The sequence below is a fragment of the Saccharopolyspora rosea genome (assembly GCF_025643595.1).
GTDB classification, from domain to species: domain Bacteria; phylum Actinomycetota; class Actinomycetes; order Mycobacteriales; family Pseudonocardiaceae; genus Saccharopolyspora; species Saccharopolyspora rosea.
Map to the genome: position 1 here is coordinate 2,228,527 of NZ_CP102826.1, position 19,433 is coordinate 2,247,959.

Annotated in this window: 16 protein-coding genes; 12 read left to right on the forward strand and 4 right to left on the reverse strand. The window is 70.9% G+C overall.

The genetic code is table 11. From position 1 onward, the window contains the following. Positions 1-29 precede the first annotated feature (29 nt). Both NV263_RS10530 and NV263_RS10535 read right to left on the reverse strand, forming a co-directional pair. Positions 30-1,235, reverse strand: a complete 1,206-nt coding sequence (locus NV263_RS10530) for a ketosynthase chain-length factor (protein ID WP_263252599.1) — start codon at positions 1,233-1,235, stop codon at positions 30-32. Further along, the gene (locus NV263_RS10535) at positions 1,232-2,500 is read right to left on the reverse strand and encodes a beta-ketoacyl-[acyl-carrier-protein] synthase family protein (protein WP_263252600.1); all 1,269 of its coding nucleotides are present in this window, start codon (positions 2,498-2,500) and stop codon (positions 1,232-1,234) included. The genes NV263_RS10530 and NV263_RS10535 overlap by 4 nt, the downstream gene beginning before the upstream one ends. A 230-nt stretch (positions 2,501-2,730) precedes the next feature. Here NV263_RS10535 and fabG point away from each other — a divergent pair, with 230 nt between their 5' ends. Further along, on the forward strand, positions 2,731-3,513 hold the full coding sequence (fabG, locus tag NV263_RS10540; RefSeq protein ID WP_263252601.1) for a 3-oxoacyl-ACP reductase FabG: 783 nt from the start codon (positions 2,731-2,733) through the stop codon (positions 3,511-3,513). 43 nt (positions 3,514-3,556) lie between these two features. Then, positions 3,557-4,063 (forward strand): acetyl-CoA carboxylase biotin carboxyl carrier protein, encoded by a 507-nt coding sequence (locus NV263_RS10545; RefSeq protein WP_263252603.1) that lies wholly within the window; start codon positions 3,557-3,559, stop codon positions 4,061-4,063. Between the two features lie 54 nt (positions 4,064-4,117). On the opposite strand, the gene NV263_RS10550 is transcribed toward NV263_RS10545, so the two are convergent. Further along, positions 4,118-4,579: a nuclear transport factor 2 family protein gene (locus tag NV263_RS10550; RefSeq protein ID WP_263252604.1), complete on the reverse strand. Its 462-nt coding sequence runs from the start codon at positions 4,577-4,579 to the stop codon at positions 4,118-4,120. A gap of 178 nt (positions 4,580-4,757) precedes the next feature. Here NV263_RS10550 and rfbA point away from each other — a divergent pair, with 178 nt between their 5' ends. Beyond that, entirely contained in the window at positions 4,758-5,654 is an 897-nt protein-coding gene (gene rfbA / locus NV263_RS10555; protein ID WP_263254155.1) for a glucose-1-phosphate thymidylyltransferase RfbA, read from the forward strand. 6 nt (positions 5,655-5,660) lie between these two features. Here rfbA and NV263_RS10560 read toward each other — a convergent pair whose 3' ends face one another. Continuing rightward, the gene (locus NV263_RS10560) at positions 5,661-6,683 is read right to left on the reverse strand and encodes an AraC family transcriptional regulator (RefSeq protein WP_263252606.1); all 1,023 of its coding nucleotides are present in this window, start codon (positions 6,681-6,683) and stop codon (positions 5,661-5,663) included. 127 nt (positions 6,684-6,810) lie between these two features. Between NV263_RS10560 and NV263_RS10565 the strand changes: the two genes are divergently transcribed. From NV263_RS10565 to NV263_RS10605, 9 genes are all read left to right on the forward strand, one after another. Continuing rightward, a complete protein-coding gene (locus NV263_RS10565; RefSeq protein ID WP_263252608.1) occupies positions 6,811-8,025 on the forward strand; it encodes a TauD/TfdA family dioxygenase in 1,215 nt (404 codons plus the stop codon). After that, positions 7,970-8,944, forward strand: coding sequence for a quinone oxidoreductase family protein (locus NV263_RS10570; RefSeq protein ID WP_263252610.1), 975 nt, complete (start codon positions 7,970-7,972; stop codon positions 8,942-8,944). Before NV263_RS10565 ends, NV263_RS10570 begins: the two co-directional genes overlap by 56 nt. Before the next feature lie 62 nt (positions 8,945-9,006). Next, the gene (locus NV263_RS10575; protein WP_263252612.1) at positions 9,007-9,897 is read left to right on the forward strand and encodes a TauD/TfdA dioxygenase family protein; all 891 of its coding nucleotides are present in this window, start codon (positions 9,007-9,009) and stop codon (positions 9,895-9,897) included. Positions 9,898-9,965: 68 nt separating this feature from the next. After that, on the forward strand, positions 9,966-11,018 hold the full coding sequence (locus NV263_RS10580) for a BKACE family enzyme (protein ID WP_263252613.1): 1,053 nt from the start codon (positions 9,966-9,968) through the stop codon (positions 11,016-11,018). A 285-nt stretch (positions 11,019-11,303) separates the two neighbouring features. Next, entirely contained in the window at positions 11,304-12,632 is a 1,329-nt protein-coding gene (locus NV263_RS10585) for an MFS transporter (protein ID WP_263252615.1), read from the forward strand. Positions 12,633-12,657: 25 nt separating this feature from the next. Beyond that, positions 12,658-13,242: an RBBP9/YdeN family alpha/beta hydrolase gene (locus NV263_RS10590; protein ID WP_263252618.1), complete on the forward strand. Its 585-nt coding sequence runs from the start codon at positions 12,658-12,660 to the stop codon at positions 13,240-13,242. A gap of 3 nt (positions 13,243-13,245) precedes the next feature. After that, positions 13,246-14,841 carry a long-chain-fatty-acid--CoA ligase gene (locus NV263_RS10595; RefSeq protein ID WP_263252619.1) on the forward strand — a complete coding sequence of 532 codons (1,596 nt, stop codon included), beginning with the start codon at positions 13,246-13,248 and terminating at the stop codon, positions 14,839-14,841. 47 nt (positions 14,842-14,888) lie between these two features. After that, a complete protein-coding gene (locus tag NV263_RS10600; RefSeq protein ID WP_263252621.1) occupies positions 14,889-15,986 on the forward strand; it encodes an AI-2E family transporter in 1,098 nt (365 codons plus the stop codon). A gap of 218 nt (positions 15,987-16,204) precedes the next feature. Further along, positions 16,205-19,270 (forward strand): MMPL/RND family transporter, encoded by a 3,066-nt coding sequence (locus tag NV263_RS10605; protein ID WP_263252622.1) that lies wholly within the window; start codon positions 16,205-16,207, stop codon positions 19,268-19,270. Positions 19,271-19,433: the final 163 nt, after the last annotated feature.

The window sequence follows — 19,433 nt, forward strand, 5'->3', positions numbered from 1 at the left end:
TCCCATTCGTTCTGGTTGGTGCCGGGTGCTCACCCGGCGGCGCCGCGGACGACGAGTGCGGAGTTGAAGCCCCACTTCCCGCGGGCGAGGACGAGGGCGGTGCCGATCGGTCGGTACCGCGGCGAGCCGGTCACCAGGTCGATCTCGTAGTGCTCGGCCGCGGTCGTGTGCGCGGTCGGGGGGATGACGTCGTGCCGGATGCTCAGCAGCGCGGTGGCCACGTCCAGCGGGCCGCCGCCGGAGTACAGCCGCCCGGTGAGCGTTTTGGGCGCGGTGACCGCGACCCCGCCCGGTCCGAACAGGTCGCGGATCGCCGCCGCCTCGACCGCGTCCAGGTCGGCGACCCCGGCCGCGTCCGCGAACACCACGTCCACCTCGCCCGGGCGGATTCCGGCATCGGCCAGGGCGAGTTCCGCCGCCCGGCGCAACGCCGGTGGCCTGCCGGAGCCCGGCTTCGGGTCGAACGTGGCGGCGTAGCCGGCGATTTCGCCGTAGGGCTTCGCGCAACGGCTGGTGCCGGAGTCCTCGACCACCAGCAGCGCCCCGCCCTCGCCGGGCACGTACCCCGCGGCGTCGGCGGCGAAGGGCCGGTACGCCCGCGTCGGATCGGTGCAGCGGCTGATCCGCCCGCTGGACAGGTGCGAGACCCAGCCCCACGGGTCCAGCGACGAGTCGACGCCGCCGGTCACGACCAGCGGTGTGCCGTCCTGCACGGTCCGCCGGGCCTGCCCGATCGCGTCCAGCCCGCCCGCCTGCTCGGCGACCAGCACCCGGCCGGGGCCGCGCATCCCGTGGCGGATGGAGATCTGGCCGGTGTTCACCGCGTAGAACCAGGCGAACGACTCGTACACGCTGACGTACTCGGGCCCCTTGGCCCACAGCTTCTGGAATTCGCGGTGGGTGAACTCGAATCCCCCGGTGGCGTTGGAGGTGATGACCCCCATGTCGTACTCGGGCACGTCGGCCGGGTCGACGGCCGCGTCGGCCAGCGCCCACGCGGCCCCGGCGAGCGCGAACCGGGTGGAGACGTCGGTCTGCGGCAGCAGCCGCGGGGGCAGGTGCTCGGCCGGGTCGAAGTCGAGGACCTGCCCGGCCAGCACCGCCGGGTAGGCCGACGGGTCGAACCGGGTGATCCGGCTGATCCCGTGCTCGGACTTCAGCGCCGCGGACCAGTAGTCGTCGACGCCCAGCCCGTTGGGCGCCACCACGCCCAGGCCGGTGATCCACACGCTCATGAGTTCGTTCCTCCCAACCGGCGAAGCACCATCGCGCTCTGGAAACCGCCGAAACCGCTCCCGACGCTGAGCACGGTGTCCACGTCCTGCTCCCGGGCGGTCAGCGGCACGTAGTCGAGGTCGCACTCGGGGTCCGGCTCGTGCAGGTTCGCCGTCGGCGGGACCACCTGGTGCTCGATGGCCAGCGCGCAGGCGGCGACCTCGATGGACCCGATGGCGCCGAGCGAGTGGCCAACCATGGACTTGATGGAGCTGACCGGGACGCGGTAGGCGTGCTCGCCCAGGCTGCGCTTGAACGCCGCCGTCTCGTGCCGGTCGTTCTGCTTGGTGCCCGACCCGTGGGCGTTGACGTAGTCGACGTCGGCGGGGTCGATGCGGGACTGGCCGATCGCCGCGCGGATCGCCTCCGCCATCTCGCGGCCGTCGGGTTTGAGGCCGGTCATGTGGTAGGCGTTGAGCCGGGTCGCGTAGCCGGTGATCTCGGCGTAGACGCGCGCGCCGCGGCGGCGTGCGTGGTCGAGTTCCTCCAGCACGAACATCGCCGCGCCCTCGGCGAGGACGAATCCGTTGCGCGAGTTGTCGAACGGGCGCGAGGCGTGTTCCGGCTCGTCGTTGCGCGGGCTGGTCGCCTTGATGGCGTCGAAGCAGGACACCACGATCGGCGTGATCGGCGTGTCGGTGGCCCCGGCGACCATCACGTCCGCGGTGCCCTCGCTGATCAGTCGGCAGGCGTGCCCCAGCGCGTCCAGACCCGAGGTGCAGCCGTCGGAGACCATCGCCACCGGCCCCTCGGCGCCCACCGCCCACGCGACTTCGGCGGGCATGACGCCGGGGGAGAGGTGGTCGAACATGTGCGGTGAGAGGTACTCGTGGTCGACCTGCCACTCGCGGCCCGCGTCGGACAGCACGAGGTACTCGTGCTCCAGGCTGGTCGCGGCGGCCACCGCGCTGCCGAGGCTGACCCCGGTCCGCTCGGGGACGCCGCTCGCGGGGTCGAGCCCGCTGTCGCCGAACGCGTCGCGGGCGCACACCACCGCGAACTGCGCGGCGCGGTCCATCCTGCGCACCTCCCGCGCCGAAAGCCCTTCGGCCACCGGGTCGAAGTCGCACTCGCCCGCGATCTGCGACCGGTAGGGCGAGGGATCGAAGAAGCTGATCCGGCGCGTGGCGGAGCGGCCCGCCGTCAGCATTTCCCAGAACTCGCGCACGTTCCGGCCGCCTGGGCTCCGCACGCCGATCCCGGTGATCACGACCCGCCGCGTCACTCGGCCACCTCCCGTCTGCTGGTGGACACACGGCTGTGTCCCGCGGATGTGCCAACGGTGCGGCCGCGGGCTCGAACTCCGCTCGAAGGTCGCTCGCTTCCGGGGAAAGCCCGCATCCCGACCACAGTGGACACATCGGCGCGGCTGGGGCTCCACGCGCACTCGACCGGCTCTCGACGTGGCATCGCCAGCCTGGGGTCCTCGGCACGACACGTGGAACTGGAGGAGACATGGCAGACGTCGGACCGGTCGCACTCGTCACCGGTGCCACCAGCGGGATCGGGTTGGCCATCACCCGCAGGCTCGGGCGGCTCGGCGCGCGGGTGTACCTGTGCGCGCGGAGCGCGGACGCGGTGGCCAAGACGGTGGAGGAACTGCGCGCCGAAGGGCTCGACGTCGACGGGAGCAGCTGCGACGTGAGCGTGCCGCAGCAGATCCCGCAGCTCGTCGAGGCCGCGGTGGAGCGGTTCGGCGAGATCGACGTCCTGGTCAACAACGCCGGTCGCAGCGGGGGAGGTGTCACCGTCGAGGTCGACGACGAGGTGTGGTTCGACGTCATCAACACCAACCTCAACAGCGTGTTCCTGCTGACCAAGGCGGTGCTGACCAAGGGCGGTCTGCTGCGCAAGGACCGCGGCCGGATCATCAACATCGCCTCCACCGGCGGCAAGCAGGGCGTCATCTGGGGTTCGCCGTACTCGGCCTCCAAGCACGGCGTCGTCGGCTTCACCAAGTCGCTCGGCCTGGAACTGGCCAAGACCGGGATCACGGTGAACGCGGTGTGCCCGGGTTTCGTGGAGACGCCGATGGCCGAGAAGGTCCGCGCCCACTACTCCCGGGTGTGGAGCGTGTCGGAGGAGGAGGCGTTCGAGCGCGTCACCGGACGGGTCCCGATCGGCCGGTACGTCGACCCGGAGGAGGTCGCGGCCATGGTGGAGTACCTGGTCGGTGACGGCGCCGCGGCGGTGACCGCGCAGGCGCTCAACGTGTGCGGCGGCCTCGGCAACTACTGACCGGCGGATCCCGCCCGGAACCCGCGATGACAGGAGCGTCGTCATGAAGCAGCAGATCCCGGCCGAGCAGGCGCCGCCGGCGCCCGAGCTCGGCGATGTCCTGGACACCGTGCGGCAGAGCGCGTTGCACCTGCTGTCCGGGTTCCCCGCGGCGCCGAGCTCGCTGCGCATCAGCGTCGGGGAGGTCTCGGTGCAGGCGGACTGGGCGGCGGGCCCACCGGTCGCCGCGGGTCCCGCGCCGGTGCGGGCCGAGGCCGCCGCGACGCGGGCTCCCGCTGCCGAGGCACCGGCCGAGGCCGAGCCGCGCGAGTACGTCCGCGCGCCGTCGGTGGGGGTGTTCTACCGCGCCCCGGAACCGGGTGCGGATCCCTTCGTCGCCGAAGGTGACCCGGTGCAGCCGGGGCAGCAGGTCGCGATCGTGGAGGCGATGAAGCTGATGATCCCGGTGAAGGCCGACGTGCGGGGCGAGCTCGTCGAGGTCCTCAAGCAGGACGGCGAGCCGGTCGAGTACGACGAACCGCTGCTGGCCGTCCGGCCGTCGGACGGCTGACGGGCCGGTGCGCCGGACCCGGCGTGGCACCGGGCCCGGCGCACCGGACCGGGGTCAGCCGCGCGCCGGGACGGCCGGCGGCGCGAGGGACTCCTGGTCGTGGTCCACCGCCCGCGAGCGCACCAGCAGGCCGTCCCCGTCCCGGACGAGGACGTCGTGGACCACGCAGCTCGGGCCCACGACCGGTTGCTTGACGCCGGGGCGGGTGGTGAGCACGAGGGCGTAGCAGGTGGAGCGCAGCGTGCCGTCGTCGTGCTCGTCGACCACGACGTGGGTGAACAGGTGGCGGCGCTGCACCGGGTCGTCGTCGAACCTGCGGTGGAACTCGCGCAGCGCGTCGACGATGCCCTGCCGGGTCCGCGCGGCGTCGAGCGCGGGCGAGTGCTGGAACACGCCGTCCTCGGTGAACGTCGCGGCGTAGCTCTCGAAGTCCAGCCCGTCCAGGGCCTGCATCTGCCTGCCGTAGAAGTGCAGGACTTCCGCGTAGAGCTCGGGTCGGACGGGGTTGCCTGCCATGGCGTCTCCTCGGCTGTCGGGTGGCGGTCGCCGGGTCTCCGCGGGCGCGGGGCGACGACTGCGCCGGATCGGTCTTGCCCGAGGAGAACCCTCTGCGCCGCCAGTCGAAAAAAGCTTGATGACCGGTCGCGGGCGGCGTCGCCGCGACGACCCGGAACAGTTCTGGAAGGTGGAGGCCATGAAGGGGATCGTGCTGGCCGGCGGACACGGCACGCGGCTGCACCCGGTCACGCTCGGCGTGTCCAAGCAGCTGCTGCCGGTCTACGACAAGCCGATGATCTACTACCCGCTGTCGGTGCTGATGCTGGCCCGCATCCGCGACGTCCTCATCATCGCCGCGCCACCGGACCTCCCGGGGTTCCAGCGGCTCCTCGGGGACGGCAGCGATCTCGGACTGTCCATCAGCTACGCCGCGCAACCCGAACCCCGCGGCCTCGCCGACGCGTTCGTGATCGGCGCCGACCACGTCGGCGGCGAGCCGTCGGCGTTGGTGCTGGGCGACAACATCTTTCACGGCAAGGGCTTTTCGCAGCTGTTGCAGGACGCGGCCCGGGACATCGACGGATGCGTGCTGTTCGGCTACCCGGTGCACGACCCCGAGCGCTACGGCGTCGGCGAGGTCGACTCGGCGGGACGCCTGATCTCGCTGGAGGAGAAACCCGAACACCCGCGCACCAACCGCGCGATCACCGGACTGTACTTCTACGACGCCGACGTCGTCGACATCGCCAAGAACCTGCGCCCCTCCGACCGCGGCGAACTCGAAATCACCGACGTCAACCGGGAGTACATGGCACGCGGCAAGGCCGGTCTGATCGACATCGGTCGCGGCTTCGCCTGGTTGGACACCGGCACCCACGAATCCCTGGTCGAAGCCGGGCAGTACGTGCGCGTGCTGGAACGGCGGCAGGGCGTGCGGATCGCCTGCCTGGAGGAGATCGCGCTGCGGATGGGCTTCATCGACCGGGAAACCTGCTACCGCCTCGGTGAAAGGCTCGCCAAGTCGCCCTACGGCCAGTACGTGATGCAGGTCGCCACCACCGCAGGTGCGGAGCACGGCCGGCCCGGGCACTGATCGCCGCTAGGTTCCCGGCTCTGTTCGTGCGCGTCGTCTGCGGTGGCGCCATTGGCTGGGGCTGCAACCGAATTCGCCCCGGAACCACCGGGAGAAGTTGCCCGGTGAGGAGAACGACAGGAGTTCGGCGATCTCGGTCAGCGTGTAGCGCTGGTTTCCCACCAGGTTCGCGGCGAGTTCGGTGCGCGTCGCGTTCAGGACCGAGGAGAACGTCTCGCCGACTTCGGCGAGGTGCCGGTGGATCGTCCGGCGGTCGACCCCGAGGCTGCGCGCGACCTGGTTGACCGAACACCGCCCGGTGGGCAGCAGGAGCTCGATGAGTTCGCGGACCCGGTCGAGGGTGGTGGTTTCCTTCGGCGGCTCCAGGGAATCGAGGATCTGGTACGCGTAGGTGCGCATGAGCGGGTCCGACATCTTGTTGGGCGCGTCGAGTTCGTGGGCGTAGAACGAGATCCCGTTGAAATCCTGCTCGAACTCGACCGCGGACCCGAACACCCGTCGGTGGGTGCTGGCGCTGGCGGGCGCGTGGTGGGTGAAGCAGACGGTCAACGGCTTCCAGAGCGGTCCGAGGAAGCCGAGCAGGAGCCGGTGGACAGCGCCCAGGGCCAACTCGGTGGCCTGCCGCGCCTCGACCTGCTCGCCCAGTTCGAACCCGACGCGGACGGTGGCCAGTCCGTGGAGCACGACCAGCCGCATCCGCAGGGCTTCGTTGTACATGCTCTCGTGCCGGATCAGGATCGACAGCGCGCTGCGGACGTCGGGTTCCTCGCGGATGACCAGGCTCAGCGGGCCGAGGTTGGCGAAGCGGCGGCGTTCGGCCAGCAGCAGTCCGAAGTCCTGCCGCCCGGACTCCGCCGCGGACCGCTCCAGGAGCCGCGCGACCGCCGCGGCTGGAACCCACCGGTCCTGGAGCGCGATGCCCGCCGGGTCGAGCCCGGCACCTCGCAGCAGCGGCGCGGGATCGAGGCCGACCGACTGGCTGACCTCGATGTAGCTGTTCAGGGCGGCATAACGGGCGAGGGGTTTCATGGCCGCCTCCGGTGATGTCCCCAAATGACGAGCATCATGTCCCGCGAGGATAAGCCAGCCGGTTCTCGTCGGCCTACTGTCGCCTCCATCACGGCCTTTTCGCTCCGGGCCTCGGATGGAGGACGCCATGACCGAAGCAGTGGGACAGCGCTCGGGTGCCGACTCCGATCGCACGACTCGTCCCGATGTGCTCCGGGAGCCGTGCCGGACGGCCGCCGCGTGGCAGGCCGCGGACGTCGCGGATCCGGCCGCGTGGCAGTTCGAGCTCTCGCCGGCGCAGCTCGACGAGCTGGAGTCCGGGCTGCGCGAGTCGCGTAGGAACGGGATCGCGCTGCTCAAGCTCACCCGCGAACGGTTTCCGCTTCCCACCCTGGCACCCACGCTGGAGCGCGTCGCCCGGTGCCTCGAAGGTGGTCCCGGTTTCGCGGTGATCAGAGGCCTCCCGGCCGAGCGGTACGACGACGCCGAGCTGGCCACGCTGTTGTGGGCGACCACGCAGTACTTGGGCTCCCCGGTCTCGCAGGACTCCCGAGGCCGCAAGCTCCGCCGCATCCGGTGTGCGACCGAGAGCAGGGCCGGCGGCGGTGCTGCGGACCTGGAACTGCGGACGGGCGGCTCCGATGTCGTGGCGCTGCTGAGCCCACGGCTCGGCGGGCGGAGCTCGGTGGTGAGTTCGGCGGCGCTGTACAACGAGGTGTTGCGGCGCGAACCGGTGCTGGTCGAGCGGTTGTACCGCCGGTTCGCGGTGGATCGACGCGGTGAGGAGCTCCCGGGCGAGCGGCCTTACCGGATGCTTCCGCTGGCGTGTTGGTACGACGGCGAGCTGAGCCTCCGCTACGACCGGTTCGACATCGAGTCGGCGCAGCGGTTCCCCGCGGCTCCCCGGTTGGCACCCGCGGACTTGGAGTTGTTCGACCTGCTCGACGAGTTGGCGGCCTCGTCGGAGCTCCGGTTCTCCTTCGACGTCGAGCCCGGGGACATCCAGCTGTTCAACAACTACGCGGTCCTGCACGCGCACGTCCAACGGAGGTGCCGCGCGGTCCCCGCCGCCCGCGATCACGTGCTGCGGCTCTGGCTGACCCTCCACAACGGACGTCGCCTGCCACCGGGTTTCACGTGGACGACGCCCGGATATGGCGGGCCGCGGGGACGCGGCGGTGTCACCCCCCAGCGACGTCCCGGACGACCGGCGTCCGGGCGATCGGAGCGAAGAGCGCACCGAACGGTCTGCGGACAACCCGATGCACGGCACGTCGCCGTGCCGACGCTGAAAGGAGAAGAACGTCATGGCGTACGCCATCCGGTTCCAGGAGACCGGTGGGCCGGAGGTCATGCGGTGTGAAGCCGTCGCGGTGGGCGACCCCGGCCCGGGAGAGGTCCGGATCCGGCACGAGGCGGTCGGGCTGAACTTCGCCGACACCTACTTCCGCACCGGCCTGTACCCGGCCGATCTTCCCGCCGGGCTGGGCGTCGAAGCGGCTGGTGTCGTCCAGGCCGTCGGGCCCGGTGTGCAGCACGTCCGCGCCGGCGACCGGGTCACCTACACCGGAAGTCCGCTCGGGGCGTACAGCACCGAGCGCGTGATGCCGGCCGCGCCGCTGATCGCGCTCCCGGACGCGATCGACTTCGACACGGCAGCCGCGATGACCATGCGCGGACTCACCACGGCCTACCTGCTGCGCCGCATCCACCCGCTGGAGCCGGGCGACACCGTGCTGCTGCACGCCGCGGCCGGGGGAGTGGGACTGATCTTCCTGCAGTGGGCGAAGCTGCTCGGGATCACGGTGATCGGTACCGTGTCGACCGAGGAGAAGGCCGAGGTGGCGCGTGCTTTCGGCTGCGACCACGTCGTCCTCCACACGCGCGAGGACGTGGCCGAGCGCGTCCGCGAGATCACCGGCGGCGCGGGCGTCCCGGTCGTGTTCGACAGCATCGGCCGGTCGACCTTCCAGTCCTCGCTCGACTCGCTCGCGCGACGGGGATTGCTGGTGTGCTTCGGCACGGCCTCCGGCCCCGTCCCGCCCATCGACGCGATGCAACTGGCCGTCAAGGGATCGGTGTTCGTCACCCGCCCAGCGCTCGCCGACTACATCGCCGACCCGGCCGAGCGCGAACAGCTGGCGGGGGAACTGTTCGGACACGTCGCCGAGGGCCGGATCAGGATCGACATCAACCAGCGCTACGCGCTCCAGGATGCGGTGCAGGCCCACCGCGATCTCGAAGCGGGCCGCAGCATCGGATCCTCGGTCTTCTGCCTCTGACCCGACTCCCCGCTGCCGGAGGTTCCGGCAGCGCGATCGAACAATCCGCGGAGGAAACTGCCATGTCCAGCACCGTTGGGATGACCGAACCGGTCGCGACCACGATCAGGGCGGAACCGCTCACCTGCACCATCGGTGCGGAGCTGTTCGACGTCCACCTCGGTGAGGTGGCGCGCGACGACGCCCTGTTCGCCGAGCTGCACGCGTTGCTGCTCAAGCACAAGGTCCTGTTCCTGCGGGACCAGGACATCAGCCGCGCCGAGCACGTGGCCCTCGCCCAGCGCTTCGGCGCCCTGGAAGACCACCCGGCCGTCGGGAGCGATCCGGACCACCCGGGGCTGGTGCGGATCTACAAGGACCTCGACAGCCCCGCCGAGCACTACGAGAACGCCTACCACTGCGACGCCACCTGGCGGGAGAACCCGCCCATGGGCTGCGTGTTGCGGTGCGTGGAAGGCCCGGAAGTCGGCGGCGACACCATCTGGGTCAACATGGCCGCGGCCTACGAGAACCTCCCCGACGACGTCAAGCGCCGGATCGAGGGGCTGCGCGCCCGGCACAGCATCGAGGCCAGCTTCGGTGCCGCGCTGCCGACGCAGCAACGCCACGAGTTGAAGGACCGCTTCCCCGACGCGGAGCACCCGGTGGTGCGCACCCACCCCGAAACCGGCGAGAAGGTCCTGTTCGTCAACGCGTTCACCACGCACTTCGTCAACTTCCACACGCCGGAGAACATCCGCTGCGGCTTCGACTACGCCCCCGGGGCGGGCAACCTGCTCAACTACCTGATCAGCCAGGCCGCGATCCCGGAGTACCAGGTGCGCTGGCGGTGGACCGAGAACAGCGTGGCGATCTGGGACAACAGGTCCACGCAGCACTACGCGGTCCAGGACTACTGGCCCGCGGTCCGCAAGATGGAACGCGCCGGGATCATCGGCGATCGACCGTTCTGACCCTCCTGCCCGACTCCGCACCCCTTCCTCGGACGTGGACCCGCTTCGCTCGACAGAGGAGACGAACCATGCACTTCCACGACGATTCGCTGTTCCCCGAGAACCAGGAGAAGCTCGTCATCACGGTGGCCCCGTACGGTCCTGAGTGGGAGCCGGCGGACTTCGCCGACGACCTCCCGGTGACCATGGACGAGCACGTCCAGCAGGCGGTCGACTGCTACAACGCCGGGGCCACCGTGCTGCACATCCACGTGCGCGAACTGGACGGCAAGGGCTCCAAACGGCTGTCCAGGTTCAACGAGCTGCTGGGCCGCCTGCGGGAGGCCGTTCCCGAGATGATCCTCCAGGTGGGCGGTTCGATCTCGTTCGCTCCGGAAGAAGAAGGCGCGGACGCCAAGTGGCTCAGCGACGACACCCGGCACATGCTGGCCGAACTCGATCCCGCGCCGGACCAGGTGACCATCGCCATCAACACCAACCAGATGAACATCATGGAGTTGATGACCGAGGACGACATCGCCGGGACCTCGCTCGCGCGACCGGCGGTGGCCGAGGCGTACCGCGAGATGTTCGTGCCGGCGAGTCCGGCCTGGGTCGAGGAGCACTTGAAGCGCCTCCAGGACGCGGGGATCCAACCGCACTTCCAGCTCGCGAACATCCCGCAGCTGGAAACCGTCGAGCGCCTGGTCCGGCGCGGTGTCTACACCGGACCGCTCATGGTCACCTGGGTGGGCATCGGTGGTGGGTTCGACGGCCCCAGTCCGTACAACATGATGGAGTTCATCCGCCGCGTTCCCGATGGTGCGGTGCTGACGCTGGAAACCCTCATGCGCAGCGTGCTGCCCGTCAACGCGATGGCGATCGCCATGGGGCTGCACACCCGTTGCGGCAACGAGGACACCCTGTGGGGCAGGAAGGGGGAGAAGAAGACCTCCGTCCAGCAGATCGAGCAGCTGGTGCGCATCGCCGGGGAACTCGGTCGCGAGGTGGCCAACGGCAAGGAGGCGCGCGAGATCTACAAGATCGGCGAACGCTATGCCGACGCCGACGAAACCCTCGCCAAACTCGGATTCGCGCCGAACCGCAAACCAGGGCAGGTCGGCTTCCCCCACCACGCTTAGAGCCTGCCTTTGGACTCGTTTTGCGTGGCGGTGCCGGTGGCGGAACCTCAGCGGCCGTCTCGACTGCGGAAGCCCCTCCTGATGTATGCCCAATACACGGCGTCGGGGCTGTCCTCGCGAGACGGCCGCTGAGAACCCGCGGCGGTGCCGGTTGCGAGGCCACTCACCGAAAGAGAAAGCGGCTGGCGCCGCTTACCACGCCCCGTCGGAACCAAGTTCGACGACAGGCTCCACCAGGAGGACGAGTAGTTCCGCAGGACGCCCGCATCACGCCGAGGAGTGACGATGAAGTCGCACGCGCTGTCCGCAGGTGAGCTGCCCGGAAGAACCCGCACCGCGGCAGCCAGGCCGCCGCTCTACCCCTGGGTCGTGTTCGCCCTGACCTTCGGTCTGCTGCTGTCGGACTACATGTCCCGGCAGGTCCTCAACGCCGTCTTCCCGTTCCTGAAGGCCGAGTGGGCGTTGTCCGACTCCCAGCTCGCCTCGCTCACCAGCGTCGTGGCGCTGACGGTCGGCGTGCTCACCTTCCCCCTCGCGATCCTCGCGGACCGGTGGGGGCGGGTCCGCAGCCTGGTCCTGATGGCGGCCATCTGGAGCGCGGCGACGTTGGCCTGCGCGGTCGCCGCGGACTACGGCCAGCTGCTCGCGGCGCGGTTCCTCGTCGGCGCGGGGGAGGCCGCCTACGGCAGCGTCGGCATCGCGGTGGTGCTCAGCGTGTTCGCGCCCCACGTCCGAGCCACGTTCGGCGGGGCTTTCATGGCGGGCGGATCGTTCGGTTCGACGATCGGGATCGCGCTCGGCGGCATCATCGCGGTCCAGTTCGGGTGGCGCTGGGCGTTGGCGTCGATGGCTGCCGTGGGTCTGGTGCTGGTCGTTGTGTTCCGGTTGACCGTCACCCAGCGCAGGGTGGACCGGTACCGGTGCGAGGACGCCGGGACCGCCGTCGAGGAGTCGGAAGCGGACGCCGCACGCCGAGTTCCGCTGTCCAGCCTGTTCTCCAACACGTCGGTGCTCTGCGTCTACCTCGGCAGCGGGTTGCAGATGTTCGTCGCCGCGGTCCTGCTGGCCTGGACGCCCAGCTACCTCAACCGGTACCACGCGATGAGCCCGGACACCGCCGGCATGGTCTCGGCGGTCGTGGTCCTGCTGATCGGCGCCGGGATGATCGCCTGCGGTGCCATCACCGACCGGATCAGCAGGCAGCGACCGGAGCGGAAGTGGACCACCGCTGTCTGCTGCAGCACCGCGTCGGCGGTCCTGCTCGCCATCGGGTTCCAGCTGCCGGAGAGCGGCCTGCAACTCGTGGTGATCGGCTGCGGCGCGTTCTTCTCGGCGGGTGCGTCCGGCCCCGCCACGGCCATGGTCGCCGAGCTGACCCACCCGTCCCTGCGCGCCAGCGGATTCGGAGCGCTCACCCTGGCCAACAGCCTTCTCGGACTGGCCGCGGGTCCCTTCGCCGTCGGTGTCCTGGCCGACAGCGCCGGGCTGCTGACGGCACTGCGAATCGCACCCCTGGTCCACGTCGGGGCCGTCGCGGCGCTGCTGATCGGCAAGCGCTGCCTCCCGGCTGGGCTGCGGCGGCCAGCGGCCCTGAACGACCGGGCTTCGGCCTGACCGAAGCGCAAGATCGGAGTCATCGATGAACGAAGCGGAATCCCCCACGGTCGTGATCGTCCCCGGACTGCGCGACCACGTCGCCGACCACTGGCAGACCCACCTCGCAGGGAAACTGCCGAAGGTGCGCACCGTCCCCCCACTGGAACAAGACAAACTCAGCCGCGAGGCCAGGGTGGCGGCCCTCGACGGGGTCCTGGCGGACATCGACGGTCCCGTCGTCCTGGTAGCGCACAGCGCGGGTGTGGCGATCACAGTCCACTGGGTCGCCCAGCAACACTCCCGCGACATCCGGGCAGCCCTGCTGGCCACCCCACCGGACTTCGAATCACCGCTGCCCGACGGCTATCCCACGATCGACGAGCTGCGCGCCAACGGCTGGCTCCCGACTCCCCGGCAGCTCCTGCCGTTCCCGAGCATCGTCGCGGCGAGCACCAACGACCCCCTCGCCCGCTTCTACCGAGTCGCCGAAATGGCACGGGACTGGGGCAGCCGGCTGGTCGACATCGGCGCTGCCGGACACCTCAACCCCGCCTCGGGATACGGCCCCTGGCCGCAGGCCGAGGAGCTCCTCGAAGAACTCGGCCGAACCGCTGACACGCAGGGGTGAGACGTGCTGAACCTGGCCACGATCCTGGATGACTCCGCCCGCAGGTACCCCCGGCGCGCCGCCCTGGTCTGCGGCGACCGGCGGCTGAGCTACGCGCAGCTCGCCGCACTGGCGAACCGGGTCGCGAACCTGCTCGTTTCGCGCGGAATCGAGCCCGGTGACAAGGTCGCGGTCAGCTGCCCGAACCTGCCGGAGTTCCCCGCCGTGTACTACGGGATCCTCAAGGCCGGAGCGGTCGTCGTACCGCTCAACGCGCTGCTCAAGGAACGGGAGATCGCCCACCACCTGGCCGATTCGCAGGCCCGGGCGTACTTCGCGTTCGAAGGAACCCCGGCCCTGCCCACCGGGGCGCACGGACGCGCCGCCTTCGCGCGCACCCCGGGCTGCCGGGACCTGTTCGTCATCACCGCCGAACCCACCGAGATCTCGCCGATCGACGGCGCCGAAACCCTGACCCGTGCGCTGTCGAGCCTCCCGGCGGAGTTCGAGACCGTGGCACGCGAGGCGACCGACACGGCCGTGATCCTCTACACCAGCGGAACGACCGGCACGCCGAAGGGCGCCGAACTCACCCACGCCAACATGGTGCTCAACGCGCTGACCGCCAACCGGCTGTTCGGCAGCTCCCCGGCGGAGCACGACACCCACCTGGTCGCCCTTCCCCTGTTCCACTCCTTCGGCCAGAGCATCAACATGAACGCGGGATTCTCCGTCGGAGCGACCCTGGTCCTGCTGCCGCGGTTCGATGCGCGCGCGGCCCTGGAGCTGATCGCCGCGGAGGACGTCACGGTGTTCGCGGGCGTTCCGACGATGTACTGGGGCCTGCTCGACGCGGCGGGTCAGCACGTCGACGTCCGGCGCGCGCACAACCTGAGACTCGCCATCTCCGGTGGCGCGGCCCTGCCCGTGGAGATCCACGGCCGGTTCGAACAGCGTTTCGGCGTGCTGATCCGCGAAGGCTACGGCCTGTCCGAAACCTCACCGCTGGCCGTGTTCAGCCCCGCGGGGCAGCGCCCCAGGCCCGGCTCGATCGGTGTGCCGGTCTGGGGCGTCGAAGTGGACCTGGTCGATGCGCGGTGGAACCCGGTCACCGGTGCCGACCAGGTCGGGGAGATCGCGATCCGCGGCCACAACGTCATGAAGGGCTACTTCAACCAGCCCGCCGCGACCACCGAGGTCGTGCGCAACGGCTGGTTCCGCACCGGTGATCTCGCCCGCAGGGACGACGACGGCTTCTACTACATCGTCGACCGCGCCAAGGACCTCATCATCCGGGGCGGCTTCAACGTCTACCCCCGCGAGGTCGAAGAGGTGCTGCTCACCCACCCGGACGTCAGCCTCGCCGCCGTCGTCGGAATCCCCCACCCCAGCCACGGCGAGGAGGTCAAAGCGTTCGTCGTCCGCAAGCCCGGAACCGCGGTCACCGCGGAGGACGTCGTGGCCTGGTGCCGGCGGAACATGGCGGCCCACAAGTACCCCCGGCTCGTCGAGTTCCGCGAGACCCTGCCCATGACGGCCACCGGGAAGGTGCTCAAGCGGGAACTGGCCCCGACGCCGTCGGACCGACCGCCCACCGCTGCCCGCGACGCCGCTGGGTGACCTCCGGTCGCCGTGCGGGAGAACCGGGTGACCCATAGATTTGGCGAATGGTCGACCGCAGCGGTGCCCCGGACGAGTCCGCAGGTGAACGCGTCGGGAGCGTGCCGCGCGGTCTGGTCGTCCTGCTGGGGACGGCTTCCGCGGTCGTCGTGGCGGCGGGGGTGCGGTCGGCTGCCTGGTTGATCGCCCCGACGTTCCTCGCGCTGGTGATCGTCATCGCGGTCCACCCCGTTCCGGCGTGGTTGTCCCGCCGGGGGTGCCCCCGCTGGCTGGCCACCCTGGTGCTGGTCGTGCTGCTGTACGCCGTGCTCATCACGTTCGCCGCGGTGGTGGTCGTGTCGGTGGCGCGGCTGGCGGCGATCCTGCCCGAGTACGCGCAGCGCGCCGAGGCCCTGGGCGTCGAGCTCTCGCGCGTCCTCGCGACGTTCGGGATCGGCCCGGATCAGCTCAGGGCCGTCGCGAGCAGGATCAACTACGGTCGGCTGGTCGGGTTCCTCGGCACGTTGCTGTCCGATGTGGCGAGCGTGGGCACCAACCTGGTGTTCGTCCTGGCGTTGCTGCTGTTCCTCGGGATCGAGGCGTCCGGGGCCGGTCGTCGGCTGGGCGTCGTCGCCGCATCCCATCCGCGGATGGCCGGGGCGCTGGGCGAGTTCGCCCGCGGCACCCGCAGTTACCTCGCGGTGTCGACGGTTTTCGGGCTGATCGTCGCGGCCTTGGACACCGTCGCGCTGATCGTGCTGGGGGTTCCGCTGCCGCTGCTGTGGGGGCTGCTGGCGTTCGTCACGAACTACATCCCGAACGTCGGGTTCATCGTCGGCCTGCTGCCGCCGGTCGTGCTCGCGCTGCTCGAAGGGGGGTGGCGGCTCGCGGTGGTCGTGGCCGTGATCTACCTGGTGCTCAACTTCGTGGTGCAGAGCCTGATCCAACCCCGCTTCGTCGGGCACGCGGTGGGGCTGTCGGTCACCGTGACGTTGCTGTCCCTGGTGTTCTGGACTTGGGCGGTCGGGCCGCTGGGGGCGGTGCTGGCCGTTCCGCTGACGCTGCTGGCCAAGGCGCTGCTGGTGGACGGCGATCCGCGCGCCGCGTGGGCCGACGCCTTCCTGGTCTCGGATCGCGTCAGCGCCGAGCGGGCGCGCGGTCGCTGAGCGGCGCGTGCGCCGGGCGAACGGTGCGGTGACGGCGCCGGAACCGCAGGGCGCCTCGCCCCGGTGGTCCACTTCGGACTCGGCTGCCCGCCTCGACGTGTGCGACGCGCTTGACAGCGTGATCTAGACCGGGTTGCATAACCGTGTTACAGGTGGTGGGGCGTCGACGGGTCGGGACCGGCGGCGACCGCGCCCGTCGTCGACCGCTGGGTGAGCGCATGGGTTCGAACCACGAGGACCGCACGTTCTGGGGGCGGCTGGGGTCCGCCGTGGTGCGCCACCGCGGCATCGTGGTGACGGCCTGGATCCTCGCCGCGGTGGTGCTCAACGTGTTCGTCCCGCAGCTGGAGCGGGTGATCGCGCAGAGCCGGGTCTCGTTCGTGCCGAACTCGGCTCCCTCGGTGCGCGCACTGCCCATGATGGACTCGCGGTTCGGCGGCACCGGCGCGAACAGCATGGTGTTCGTCGTGCTCAGCGACGAGCACGGGTTGTCCGACGCCGATCGCGCGTACCACCGCGGTCTGGTCGGCAGGTTGAGCGCGGACGAGCAGCGGATCGCTTCGGTGCAGGACGCGGTCAGCCAGCCGGAACTGGCCGGGGCGTTGGAAAGCCGCGACGGCAAGGCGCTGTACATCCCGGTCGGACTGCGCGGCTCGAACGGCTCACCGGAGACGACCGAGCAGATCGAGCACATCCGCCGGATCAGCGCCCTCGACCGGCCCGCGGACCTCGCCGTGCACGTCACCGGCCCGATCGCCACGGTCGCCGACATGCAGAGCGAGATCGAGCGGAGCATGGTCGTCATCACCGCGGTCACCGTGGTGCTGATCCTGCTGGTGCTGCTGGTGATCTACCGCTCGCTGGTCACCTCGTTGATCGTGCTCAGCGCGATCGGCCTGTCGCTGGCCACCGCGCGCGCGGTCACCGCGCTGTGCGGCCTGGTGTTCTTCGACATCTCCACGTTCACCGCCTCGCTGCTGACCGCCGTGGTGCTCGGGGCGGGCACGGACTACGGGGTCTTCCTGATCAGCCGGTTGCACGAGCGGGTGCGGGCCGGTGACGACCCGGAGCTGGCCGTGGTGGCGGCGACCGGCCGGGTGGCGAGCGTGATCGCCGCGTCGGCCGCGACCGTGATCGCCGCGTGCGCGGGCATGGCGGTCGCGGACGTCAGCATCTTCAGCACCACCGGTCCGGCCATCGCGGTGAGCTTGGCGGTGACCCTGGTCGCGGGGCTGACGCTGCTGCCGGCGATCTCGGCCATCGCGGTCCGGCACGGCTGGGCGCTGCCGCGCGGCAGCGGCGGGAACCGGCGGTGGCGGGCCACCAGCGCGCGGATCGTGCGCAGGCCGGGCCGGGTGCTGGCGGTCGGGCTGGTGGTGCTGGGCGTGCTCGCCGCGTGCTACCCGAGCGTGCGGCTGAGCTACGACGAGCGGAAGGTGCAGCCCGCCGCCACCGACAGCAACCTGGGCTACCAGGCGTTGAGCCGGCATTTCCCCGCCACCGAAGTGCTGCCGGAGTACGTGGTGATCAGCGCCGACCACGACATGCGCGATTCGCGGGACCTGGCGGTGCTGGAGTCGGCGGCGGCGAGCGCGGCGAAGGTCGACGGTGTCCGCATGGTGCGCGGCGTGACCCGGCCGACCGGGACTCCGCTCACCGAAGCGTCGTTGGCCGGGCAGGTCGGCCAGGTCGGCGACCGGCTCGCGTCGGCCTCGGACCGGCTCGCCGAGGGCGATCAGCAGACGGACCGGTTGACGCAGGGCAGCGCGCGGATCGCCGACGGGACCACGCGGTTCGCCGACGGCGCCGGACGGCTCGCGGACGGCAGCGGCGCGCTCGCGGACGGGGCCCGGTCGGCGATCGACGGAGCCCAGCAGCTGCTCGACGGGCTGAACGCGGCCGACGGCGGCCTCGGGACGGCGGCCGGTGGCGCCGACCGCGCGCACGACGGCTCGGCGAAGCTCGCCGACGGCGCGAAGCAACTGGCGGTCGGCCTGGACCTGGCGAGCAAGCAGACCGAGACGGCCGTGGACGGCCTCCAGCTGGCGCACAGCGCGTTGCAGGCCGATCCGGTGTGCAGTCTGGACCCGGTGTGCGCGAAGGCCCGGGACGGGATCGGCGAGATCTACACCGCCGAGCGGGACCAGCTGGTGCCGGGGCTGCGGCAGGCCGCCGACGCCGCGCACCGGCTGGCTTCGGGCGGTGCCGAACTGTCCTCCGGGACGGGCGAGTTGCGGGCGGGGATCGCCGCGGTGCGCGACGGGATCGGACGGCTCCAGGACGGGCAGCGCACGCTGCGGGACCGGCTCGGCGACCTCGGCAGCGGCGCGGACACCGTCCAGCGCGGCGCCCAGGAGCTGTCCAGGAACGCGGACGCGGCGGCGGACGGGGCGCACCAGCTGCACGACGGGACCGCGACCATGGCGCAGTCCGTCCAGGAACTGGAACGCGGTCTGGGGCAGGCAGCCGATTTCCTGCGCACCGCGGGGCGGCAGGCCGACGGGCCGGGCGGCGGGTTCTACCTGCCGCCGAGCGCCTGGCAGGATCCGCGGATGGCGTTGGCCAGCGGGATGTTCATGTCCGCCGACGGCAAAACCGCTCGGCTGCTGGTGCTGCACGGCTCCGATCCGCTCGGGCGGGCCGCGATGGACCGCACCGGCGAGGTCGTCGCCGCGGTGCAGCGGGCGTTGCACGGCAGTCCGCTGGACGGCAGCCGGGTCGACAACACCGGGGCCGCGTCGATCAACCGGGACCTGGCGCGGCTGTCCGATGCGGACTTCGCGTGGTTCGCCGTGATCGCGCTGCTCGTCGTGCTGGCGGTGCTCGTGGCGCTGCTGCGCAGCATCGTGGCACCGCTCTACCTGCTGGCGTCGGTGATCCTGTCCTACTCCGCGGCGATGGGGCTGTCCGTGCTCATGTGGCAGCACCTGCTCGGCGTCGACCTCGAATGGAGCGTGCAGGCGATCACCTTCGTGATCCTGGTCGCCGTCGGGGCCGACTACAACATGCTGCTGATGTCGCGCATCCGGGAGGAATCCCGCGACGGCGGCCGCATCGGGATCGCCCGGGCGATGACCGCCACCGGTGGGGTCATCACCACCGCCGGGATCATCTTCGCCGCCAGCATGTTCGCGCTGGTGTCCGGCAGCGTGGACACGCTGGCGCAGATCGGTTTCACCATCGGTGCGGGGCTGCTGCTGGACACCTTCGTGGTCCGCACGCTCGTGGTGCCGGCCGCGGCCGCCCTGCTGGGCCGCTGGAACTGGTGGCCGTCGCGGCGCTGAGAGCCTGCTGTCGTTGAACTCGTTTTGGGTGGCGGTGCCGGTGGCGGAACCTCAGCGGCCCGCCCGTCGCCCGACCACCGCCCCCCACGGAGGCGCTGACGCGCCGCTGTGCCCATCGGAGAACCCGCGGCGGTGCCGGTTGCTTGCGTACTCACCGAAAGAG

Excerpts from the sequence above, each read along its gene's own strand:
- NV263_RS10530 (WP_263252599.1), bottom strand. The coding sequence starts at position 1,235 with ATGAGCGTGTGGATCACCGGCCTGGGCGTGGTGGCGCCCAACGGGCTG.
- fabG (WP_263252601.1), top strand. The coding sequence starts at position 2,731 with ATGGCAGACGTCGGACCGGTCGCACTCGTCACCGGTGCCACCAGCGGG.
- NV263_RS10545 (WP_263252603.1), top strand. The coding sequence starts at position 3,557 with ATGAAGCAGCAGATCCCGGCCGAGCAGGCGCCGCCGGCGCCCGAGCTC.
- NV263_RS10550 (WP_263252604.1), bottom strand. The coding sequence starts at position 4,579 with ATGGCAGGCAACCCCGTCCGACCCGAGCTCTACGCGGAAGTCCTGCAC.
- rfbA (WP_263254155.1), top strand. The coding sequence starts at position 4,758 with ATGAAGGGGATCGTGCTGGCCGGCGGACACGGCACGCGGCTGCACCCG.
- NV263_RS10560 (WP_263252606.1), bottom strand. The coding sequence starts at position 6,683 with ATGAAACCCCTCGCCCGTTATGCCGCCCTGAACAGCTACATCGAGGTC.
- NV263_RS10565 (WP_263252608.1), top strand. The coding sequence starts at position 6,811 with ATGACCGAAGCAGTGGGACAGCGCTCGGGTGCCGACTCCGATCGCACG.
- NV263_RS10570 (WP_263252610.1), top strand. The coding sequence starts at position 7,970 with ATGGCGTACGCCATCCGGTTCCAGGAGACCGGTGGGCCGGAGGTCATG.
- NV263_RS10575 (WP_263252612.1), top strand. The coding sequence starts at position 9,007 with ATGTCCAGCACCGTTGGGATGACCGAACCGGTCGCGACCACGATCAGG.
- NV263_RS10580 (WP_263252613.1), top strand. The coding sequence starts at position 9,966 with ATGCACTTCCACGACGATTCGCTGTTCCCCGAGAACCAGGAGAAGCTC.
- NV263_RS10585 (WP_263252615.1), top strand. The coding sequence starts at position 11,304 with ATGAAGTCGCACGCGCTGTCCGCAGGTGAGCTGCCCGGAAGAACCCGC.
- NV263_RS10590 (WP_263252618.1), top strand. The coding sequence starts at position 12,658 with ATGAACGAAGCGGAATCCCCCACGGTCGTGATCGTCCCCGGACTGCGC.
- NV263_RS10600 (WP_263252621.1), top strand. The coding sequence starts at position 14,889 with ATGGTCGACCGCAGCGGTGCCCCGGACGAGTCCGCAGGTGAACGCGTC.
- NV263_RS10605 (WP_263252622.1), top strand. The coding sequence starts at position 16,205 with ATGGGTTCGAACCACGAGGACCGCACGTTCTGGGGGCGGCTGGGGTCC.